This is a genomic window from Nocardioides furvisabuli, assembly GCF_021083185.1.
GTDB lineage: Bacteria > Actinomycetota > Actinomycetes > Propionibacteriales > Nocardioidaceae > Nocardioides > Nocardioides furvisabuli.
Genome location: NZ_JAIGQB010000011.1, coordinates 94,618 through 103,634 on the forward strand (window position 1 = coordinate 94,618; position 9,017 = coordinate 103,634).

The 9,017-nt window shown below is 71.2% G+C and carries 9 protein-coding genes; 2 read left to right on the forward strand and 7 right to left on the reverse strand.

Features of this window, described 5'->3' with window-relative positions:
- Positions 1-30 precede the first annotated feature (30 nt).
- Both K4G59_RS17915 and K4G59_RS17920 read left to right on the forward strand, forming a co-directional pair.
- Positions 31-168, forward strand: a complete 138-nt coding sequence (locus tag K4G59_RS17915) for a hypothetical protein (protein ID WP_231252421.1) — start codon at positions 31-33, stop codon at positions 166-168.
- A 414-nt stretch (positions 169-582) separates the two neighbouring features.
- On the forward strand, positions 583-879 hold the full coding sequence (locus K4G59_RS17920; RefSeq protein WP_231252422.1) for a hypothetical protein: 297 nt from the start codon (positions 583-585) through the stop codon (positions 877-879).
- Between the two features lie 307 nt (positions 880-1,186).
- On the opposite strand, the gene K4G59_RS20600 is transcribed toward K4G59_RS17920, so the two are convergent.
- From K4G59_RS20600 to K4G59_RS17955, 7 genes are all read right to left on the reverse strand, one after another.
- Positions 1,187-2,434, reverse strand: coding sequence for a tyrosine-type recombinase/integrase (locus tag K4G59_RS20600; RefSeq protein ID WP_231252423.1), 1,248 nt, complete (start codon positions 2,432-2,434; stop codon positions 1,187-1,189).
- A gap of 567 nt (positions 2,435-3,001) precedes the next feature.
- Positions 3,002-3,163 (reverse strand): hypothetical protein, encoded by a 162-nt coding sequence (locus K4G59_RS17930; protein ID WP_231252424.1) that lies wholly within the window; start codon positions 3,161-3,163, stop codon positions 3,002-3,004.
- Positions 3,164-3,569: 406 nt separating this feature from the next.
- On the reverse strand, positions 3,570-5,759 hold the full coding sequence (locus K4G59_RS17935; protein WP_231252425.1) for a SpoIIE family protein phosphatase: 2,190 nt from the start codon (positions 5,757-5,759) through the stop codon (positions 3,570-3,572).
- A 42-nt stretch (positions 5,760-5,801) separates the two neighbouring features.
- Positions 5,802-6,392, reverse strand: coding sequence for an isopentenyl-diphosphate Delta-isomerase (idi, locus tag K4G59_RS17940; protein ID WP_231252426.1), 591 nt, complete (start codon positions 6,390-6,392; stop codon positions 5,802-5,804).
- A complete protein-coding gene (locus K4G59_RS17945; protein ID WP_231252427.1) occupies positions 6,389-7,426 on the reverse strand; it encodes an NAD(P)/FAD-dependent oxidoreductase in 1,038 nt (345 codons plus the stop codon). Before K4G59_RS17945 ends, idi begins: the two co-directional genes overlap by 4 nt.
- Positions 7,419-7,961: an isoprenylcysteine carboxyl methyltransferase family protein gene (locus tag K4G59_RS17950; protein WP_231252428.1), complete on the reverse strand. Its 543-nt coding sequence runs from the start codon at positions 7,959-7,961 to the stop codon at positions 7,419-7,421. The genes K4G59_RS17945 and K4G59_RS17950 overlap by 8 nt, the downstream gene beginning before the upstream one ends.
- Complete coding sequence (locus K4G59_RS17955; protein WP_231252429.1) at positions 7,958-9,016, reverse strand: type III polyketide synthase; 1,059 nt, start codon at positions 9,014-9,016, stop codon at positions 7,958-7,960. The genes K4G59_RS17950 and K4G59_RS17955 overlap by 4 nt, the downstream gene beginning before the upstream one ends.
- Position 9,017 lies beyond the last annotated feature (1 nt).

The following is a 9,017-nucleotide window of genomic DNA, read 5'->3' on the forward strand; positions in this document are numbered from 1 at the left end:
GTGTCGGACGCCCCTCAAGGCGGCGTGGGCATGACCTCAACGGCGTATAAACTTCAGGACGTCGTCGACGCCGGTGCGGTTACTACTGGGTTCGAGCGTGCCCCGGGAGGCCACGTCCGGATCCAGGCCGCGGGCTCGCGCCTGCTTGCGGAGCTCGTCAAGACCTAGTTCGGCATCAAGCATGTCGTGTTCGTGGCGCTTGAGTCGGATGTCGTCGCGTCGCGCTCCCGCTTGGTTGGCCTCGCTGAACACCGCGGTGCCTCCAACGACGAGAGCGCCGGCCAGCATGTACAAGAAGATGGGCCTGGATGCCTCCTGTTGTTGAGTGATTGTGTCGCTACTAGGTTCGATGCGGCGCGGGTAGGTCCGTGTTCACGTGACGCGGGGTTCTAAACTGGCACTGTGCCCCGATCTCGCGTCGGCGTCTGGGATCAGACGCTCATTGACGATCTGGCCGCTGAGGGTGTCGCGATCTCGCCGGCTCAGCTCGAGAGATGGCGTGCGCGGGGCTTACTTCCTCGGAACGACCGTTGCTGGCTGGGGCGAGGGCAGGGCAGCGCCTCTGCCCACCCAGTCCGCGACATGATTGACGTAGCGAGGGTGCTCGCTTGGTACTCGGGCCGTGGGCGACCGTGGCAGTTGGCCGGCCTCGGGCTGATCGATGAGGGCTGGGTCATCGAAGACGAGGAACTGCTTCAGACTCTCGCGATCTGGGTGATCGATCGGGGTAGTGCTCGTTTGAGGGCGCTGGCTCTGGCCGCGCGCCGCGACGGACTGATCACCGACGAAGACTTGCATCAGCCAGATCCGTATGTGGGGATCGCGGCAGGGTTGGTCCAGCGCCATCGGAGTACGCGATCAATGGGGTGTGCTGCATGATCAGGTGACAGGTTGGCCCGCGCCAACTGGTCGTCGTCGGATCAGGCCCGGTCGCGCCGACCACGCCTGCACTCTCCCTATTGAATGTTGGCCCGGGACAACATGGGAAGGGGATGTGCAGCATCTGGCATTACTTGAGGGCTGCGAGGCGCGCAGTCGGTAGCTGAGAGGCGCTTCGCTCGAAGCCGAGGGAGTACCGGGTAAGTCTGCTGGTCAGGTCAGGCCAGACTTCGCATCACATCTGCGCTTGCTTGCGTGCCCATCGAGAGTCGAACTCGCGATCTTTCGCCTAGTAGAGGATTCGGATTCAAATTTCGTCTGCTGCCGCTTCGCTGGCGGTCCAGCCGCGCGATTCCGCACGTTTGCGCGCCAACTCGGCAAGCCGACTGGACGCGGCCTGCTGATAGCGCATGGCCGCTTGGTTGGTCGAGTGTCCGCCGAGTGCCATGAGTTCGGCGAGAGTGGCGCCGTGCCGGGCGGCTTCGGTCAGGGCTCCATGCCTGAGGTCATGGAAGCGGAGGTCCTCGCGGCCAGCGACGCGACGAGCTTCGTACCAGCCCCATCCCCTCGTCGATAGTTTGCCACGACGCTTCTTGGAGACCTTGCCGTAGAAGGCGCTGGGGGACAGGTGCTCAGTGTTGCGCCCGGGAAAGATCAACCCCTGAGGGCCAGGCGCGGCGTGATGCCTCGTGTGTTCCCGCACCGCCTCGATGATGTCTGGCGGGATCGGGACGTCGCGGATGCCAGCCTCGCTCTTGGGAGCCTTGGCGATGACACCGGCGGACCTAGAGCGGACGACGCCGCGGCGGACCCGGATAACTCCTTGGGGAATGTCGATGTCCGAGCGGCGAAGCTCAGCCAATTCACCGAAGCGGAGCGCGCAGCCGTCGGCGAGCAGCACCATCAGCCTGTGACGTTCCGGCATGGCCGCCACGATGGCGGCTACTTCTTGGGCGGTGGCCGGGCGGATGCGTCGCTTGGTTCCGGACGAGCCGCCGCCAGAGATGCCGCATGGGTTGAATGGGATCAGCGCGGCGCCGCTGTTCCTGGTTGGGTCGGCTGCGGTGCGCATCATCGCGCGCAAGAGCGAGTAGGCGTGCGCCTGGTACGTAGGGGTGTCGGCGGCAGTGTCATACCACTCGGCGACCGCCTCAGGGGTGACATCCTTGAGCCCGACGTCGGCGAAGGTCGGCAGGATGAAGCGATCGAGCAGGTCCTGGTAATGGTCGCGAGTGCGCTCGGCGAGCGGGCGCCCCTTCACCTTCCGGCCCGCAAGCCAGCGCGGTGCGTAGTCGCCGACTGTCACCGGCGCGGCAAGCCTGCTTGCCCGTCGCGCCAACGGGGGAGTCCACGACCCCGCGGTGATCATGCGTCGCTCATCCACCAGCCACGCCTCTGCATCGTCCTTGGACTCGAAGGTGTGAGGCGCGTTGTAACGAAGCGGTTCTCCGACGGCCGTCTCGCGGCTATCGGGGTCTGCGTAGCGAGCCCGATAGCGTCCGCTGGGCAGCTTCGTGATCTGTCCGAACTTACGTCGGTCGGAACTTTGCGCCACAGGCGTTCCCTCGAGTTCGTGTCCACTACGTGTCCACCAGAAGGGTATTCGTGTGCACAGGAGTCCGCCAGCGACTGAGGCGGAAACGGGTAAACTTGCAGGTCAGCGCCCTAGAATGCTGGTCAGAGCACATGTCGCAGAAGTGCGGGCGGACTGGTTCGAACCCAGTATCGCCCACCCGAGCAAGCAACAGCCCTTGGTCCTGCGTAGAAGCAGGTCCAGGGGCTGTTCTTCTCACTGCCCACATCGTCGCCGTGCAGCGGACTCAACCCAGGATCGCCCACCATCGCGACACAGCTTGCTGCGCGGGAAGGTGCTGGTGGCCGCGTCGGACGGACGGACCGGTCGAGCGATCACCGGGAGGGCGATGGTCCGCGCCCGCACTCGGAGCGTGTGATGCGCTCTCGACCGCGGGAGGGCACCCTCGCCACGCGGTGGTGCCCCGGTCATCCCCGCTTGCAGGCGAAGGGACGGGGCACGAGCTCTGCTCACAACGCGGGAGCCGGTGGTCCGGCACGAGGGACTGGACCGAGTTCGGACCGATGTCGATCACGATGGATCCCGGACTCAGACTGCCGGCCCGGTCGCGACGTCGGCGCGGTGGCGCGGCACGTACTCCGCCGGGCTGCTCGTGCCCATCGGCCCGACGGCCAGCTGTCGGCGGCGTTCCTGGCTGACGCGCCGCAGGGACCTCGGCTCGAGCCTGCTCGTCAGGGCGATCGTGGTCATGGTGTCTCCTCTGCGGTCAGGCGTCTGGTGTGGTGACGGGGCAACGAGCAGGGACGGCGGAGGGTCACACAGCCGGAGCGCCCGGTCTGGACCACCGGTGCACCTCCTCGTCGACGACCAGCTCGGCTGCTGCACGCGGCAGTGGCACCCCTCCACGGAGGGACAGGAGCCCGATGTCGGCGAGGCGGAGACGGGCGGGGCCGGTTCCGCGGCACAGGAGTCCTCGGCATCTCGGGACCAAGGACCCTGACCGGACGGCACCGCTGCGCCTAGCGTGAGTGGTGCGCGCAGGACAGTCGGGGGACCAGATGGCGCGCGACGGGTCCGGGTCGCCGTGCTCACGCAGATGCGTGCGGTCCCGACCCACGACCGGGGACCTTGCGACCGACGGCGGCGAGGCCCCCGGTCACCGCTGCCGCAGCCGTACGGCCAGCAACGCGACGTCGTCCTCGGGCGTGCCGTCGATCATGCCGTCGAGCAGCCGGTCGCACAGGTCCTCGACGTCGACGGCTTCGGGAGCGGTGGTGCGCACGAGGTGGATGAGCTCGTCGATGCCATCGTCGACGTCGCGCCCGCGTCGTTCGACCAGGCCGTCGGTGTAGAGGATGAGCGTGGCGCCCGGCTCGACGAAGGCGACCTGCTCGGCGCGGCGCGTCGCGGGGTCGAGCCCGAGCAGCAGGTCGTTGTCGTCGACGTCGGCGAGACGCCTGACGTCACCGCTCGGCATGAGCAGCAGCGCGGGCGGGTGCCCCGCGTGCGCCCAGCGCAGCACCACCTCCTCGCCGGCGTCGGCACCGGCACGGGGGTGGCGCTCGAAGCGCGCGACCACCGCAGTGGCGGTGGTCTCCAACTGCAGGGACCGCATGACCGTGTCGACCCCCGACAGCACCGCCGCGGGTGCATAGCCGCTGTGCACGGCCAGCCCGCGGAGCAGGCCGCGCAGCTGTCCCATGGCGGCTGCAGCCTCCACGTCGTGCCCGACCACGTCGCCGACGACGACCACCACGTCGTGCCCGCCGGGGCCGCGACTCTGCTGGAGGAACGCGTCGTACCAGTCGCCGCCGATCCGCGCGACGTCTCCTGCCGGGGCGTAGCGCGTGACGATCTCGAGGTGCTCGGATCGGGGCGGGTCGGTGAGCATGCTGCGTTGGAGGGTCTCGGAGACCTCGCGCTGGGAGGCGTAGAGCCGTGCGTTGTCGAGGGCGAGGGCCGCGCGCGACCCGATGTCCTCGAGCAGCGACTGGTCGGCGGTCGAGAAGGCCCGTCGGCCACGGCCGCGGAAGAGGCTCACCACCGCGACGGTGCGACCGCGTGCACGCAGCGGCACGATCATCGCGCTCGACGGCGCCAGCTCGTGGAGCCGGTCACGGGCCGGTCCGGGCGAGAGCACCGACGCCACCTGGTCAGTGGCGTCCGAGGTGAGGAGGACTGACGCCATCTCGCGGACGGCGCGGGCCAGGAAGGACTCGTCGGCCAGGGCGCCTAGGCGCAGTGAGGCGTACTCGGTCAACGTCCCGGTCATCGTCTCGTCGGTGTGGGCCCAGGCGACGTCGCGCAGGCCCCGGCGCCAGTCGGGGGCCTGGGGGTCCTGCACCAGCGTCACCAGGCACCAGTCGCCGAGCTCGGGGACCAGCAGGGTCGCAAGCCGGCTGACGCCCTCGGTGGGGTCGAGGGTGTCGCCGAGGTCCTCGGAGACCGACGCCAGCAGCGCGAGGCGGTGCGCCGACCGGTCCAGCGCGTCCTGCGCGGCCCGACGCGCGGAGATGTCGTGGAAGTAGACGGCGAGGCCCTCGGGCGAGGGCCAGGCGCGGATCTCGTACCACCCGTCCAGCGGAGCGGGGTAGTGCGCCTCGAACGACACCGGCCCGCCGGTGGCGACGGCCTCTCGGTAGTGGGTCTCGAACGTGCTGCCCACCGCCGCCGGGAAGGCCTCCCAGATGTTCTCGCCCAGCAACCGGGCGCGGCCCTGGCCCAGCAGCCGCTCGGCCTCGGAGTTGACGTAGGTGAAGCGCCACTCGCGGTCGAGCTGGTAGAAGGCCGACGACATCGACTCCAGGACCCGTCCGACCCGGGCCTCGCCGTCGTGCACGTCGGTCGTGTCGTAGGCGGCGCCCACGAGGCGTACGGCCCGGCCCGTCCTGTCGTCCGGCAGGGCGCGGCCGCGCGCCTCGATCCACCGGAGGTCCCCGGTGGGCAGGACCACGCGGTACTCCGCGTCGTAGTCACCGCAGGTGGCGATCGCCCGCTCCAGGGCGTCGGTCACGCGCGGCAGGTCGTCGGGATGCACGCACCGGTTGAAGGACTCGATGGTGCCGCCGAAGGACTCCTCGTCGAGCCCGAAGAGCTCGAGCAGCCGGCCGTCCCACCTCAGCCGGTCCTGGACCAGGTCCCACACGAAGGCGCCGACGCCGGCGGCGTCGACCGCCAGCCGCCACGCGATGCGGTCGCTCTCCGCGTCGAGCGTGGCGGACGTGCGGGGCGGCGGGACACGTGGGACCGACTCGTCGCGCGCGTGCCCGCCCGCGCTCGTCGTACCGCTGTGGGACACCGAGGCCACCTCCACGTCGGATCCGGGCAGCCCGCCGTCTCGAGGCACCGACTACAGGGTGGCACACCGGCGGGCACGGCCAGGGGCGTTTCAGTCGTGTTGTGGACGCGCTGCCGGCGGGAGGTCGTCCTCGGGGGCGCCGGGGGCCGTCAGCGGGTCCTCGGGGAGCTGCTGCACCTGCTCGCGGCACCACACGGAGACCGTGCGCTCGCCCGACAGCACCGCGGTGCGGAAGTCGTCCCAGCGCTCCCACGCCGTCTCGCCGACCTCGGTCGGGTCGGGGTCGACCGGACCCGGGGCGAGCGCGACGTAGACCGGGCACATCTCGTTCTCCACGACCCCGTCCTGCTCGGCGCGGTAGCGGAACCGCGGCAGGACCAGGCGCAGGTCCGTCAGGTGAGTGCCCAGCTCCTGCTCCACCCGCCGGCGTACGGCGTCGGCGAGCGGCTCCCCGGGAGCGGGATGCCCGCAGCAGCTGTTGGTCCACACGCCGGGGAAGGTGCGCTTGTCGTCGGCACGACGGGTGAGGAGCACGTGGCCCGCACCGTCGAAGAGGTAGCACGAGAAGGCGAGGTGCAGCGGGGTGCCGGCGTGGTGGACGCCGAGCTTGTCAGCGGTGCCGACGGCGTGGCCCTCCTCGTCGAGGAGCACCACCTGCTCGGGGGCGGTGAGGTGGGTCATGGGGTCCTTCCGACAGGTCGGGCGAGCTGGTTGACGGCGGTGGAGAACAGCCAGGGGGCGCGGGCGGCAGCGGGGACGAGGTGGCGGCGCACCGTCGGCTGCCCGGTGGCGCGCAGGAGCAGGTGGGTGAGCGCCTCGTGGCGCAGTCCGAGCCGGCGGGCGACGGACGCGTAGCGCCGGGGCCGTCCGGTGGCCAGGCACTCCACGGCGGCCCGGGCCTGGCCCAGTCCGAGCGCGAGTCCTTCGCCGGTCAGGGCGTCGACGTAGCCCGCGGCATCGCCCACCAGCAGGACCCGGCCGCGCACGCGTGAGCTGGCGCGCTGGCGCAGAGGTCCGGCGCCCATCACGGGCGTGCGCGGACCGGTGAGGCGCTGCTCGAGCACCGGGAAGTCGGCGAGCAGGTCCTCGAAGCGGGATCCGGCGTCGGCGAGCACGGCCACGCCGACCAGGTCGTCGTCGACGGGAGTCACGTAGGCCTCGGCCCGCCGCGACCAGTGCACCTCGACGTACGACGACCAGGGCGCCTGCCGGACGTGGCAGCGCAGCCCGAAGCGCCGCCGACCTGAGTGGGGGACCTCGAGACCCACCAGCCGGCGCACGGGGGAGTGCAGTCCGTCGGCCGCGACGAGGTAGCGCGCCCGGTGGCCCTCGACAACCAAGTGGTCGCCGCGGTCGTCGACGGTCCGGACCGGCGTGGGGTCGACCTCGATCCCGGCCGCTTCCACCCGCTCGGACAGCGCGGCATGGAGCACGGTGCGGCGTACGCCCCGACCGGGGCCCGACGCGAACTCGGCGCGGACGTCCTTGCCCACCCGGTCGTCGAGGTAGTGGATGCCGGTCAGGTCGCGACCGTGCGGGTGCACGCCCAGCTCCGCCAGCTCGGCCACGGCGCCGGGCATGAGGCCCTCGCCGCAGGCCTTGTCGACCGGTCCGCCGCGCGGCTCGTGCACCAGGACCGACAACCCGGCCCGGTGCGCGTGCAACGCCGTGGCGAGGCCGACGGGCCCGCCACCGGCGACGACGAGGTCATGCACCGGCCGCCTCCGAGGTCCGGGGCAGGGTCGCCAGCGCGCGGTCCTCGACCCGGATCCGGACCGCGAGCAGGCCGGCGTTGAGGACGGTGAAGACCACGGCGGTGATCCAGGCGGCGTGCACGAGCGGCAGGGCGATGCCCTCGACCACGACCGCGACGTAGTTGGGATGGCGCACCAGCCGGTAGGGGCCACCCGTCACCGGCGGCAGGCCGGGAACGACGATGACCCGGGTGTTCCAGCGACGCCCGAGGGTGCCGATGCACCACCAGCGCAGGGCCTGCGAGGCGACGACGAGGGCGAGCATCGACCACGCCAGGACGGACGGGACGTCGGGGCGCCGGACCCACGCCTCGACGAGCGCGCCGACCAGCAGGCCGGTGTGCAGCACGACCATGAAGGGGAAGTGGCCCAGGCCGCTCTCGACCCCGCCGCGCTCCTTGCTCCACGCGGCGTTGCGCACCGAAACCACCAGCTCGGCCACGCGCTCGACGCCGACGAGGGCGACCAGGACCGTGAAGGCCAGCAGCGTGGTCACGACGTCGCCCTCAGCAGCACGAGCTCGGAGCAGAAGCCCGGACCCATGGCCAGCAGCACGCCGTGGGTGCCGGGTGCCGGTGGGCGTTCGCGCAGTGTGTCCTCCAGGACCTGCAGCACCGAGACCGAGGAGAGGTTGCCGACCTTGGCCAGCGACTCCCAGGTGAGCCGCACCGCCTCGCGGGGCACCTCCAGCGCGGACTCGAGCGCCTCGATGACCTTCGGGCCGCCGGGGTGGCACACCCACCACCCGATGTCGGCGCGCGTGAGCCCGTGGGACTCGAGGAACGCGTCGACGTCCTCGCGCAGGTAGCGCTCCACCAGGTGCGGGACCTCGGCGTCCAGGACGATCCGCAGGCCGCTGGCGGCGACGTCGAAGCCCATGGTGCGCTCGCTGTCGGGGTAGAGGCGGCTGCGGGAGTCGAGCACCTCGACGGGACCGCCCGGGCGGCCCTGGCTCCCGACGGCGACGACCGCGGCGGCGCCGTCGCCGAAGAGCCCGCTGGCCACGAGGTTGGGCACCGAGACGTCGTCGCGCTGGAGGGTGAGCGAGCACAGCTCGACGGCGACGAGCACGGCGGTGTGGCCGGGGTGGCCGAGCAGGTAGTCGTGCACCCGGGCGATGCCGGCGGCGCCCGCCACGCAGCCGAGCCCCACCAGGGGCATCCGGCGCACGTCCTCGCGCAGCCCCACCTGGGCGGCGATGCGGGCGTCGAGCGAGGGGACCGCCAGGCCCGTCACCGTCGCGGTCACGACGAGGTCGACGTCGGACGGCGTCAGGTCGGCGGCCTTGAGCGCATCGACGAGGGCGCGCGACCCCAGCTCGACGGCGTGCTCGATGAACTGGTCGTTGGCGTGGCCGAAGTCCTCGAGCCGGGCGTAGTCCTCCAGCGGCAGCACGGTGTGGCGTCGCTCTACGCCGGCGTTGCGGTGGAAGCGCCGCAGCAGCGCGTGGTCGAGGCTGCGCTGGGAGATCACCTGGGCGAAGGCCTCGGTGATCTCGGCCTGCGGATGGGAGTGCGCCGGCAGTGCACCTCGGACGGAGAGGATCCTCATG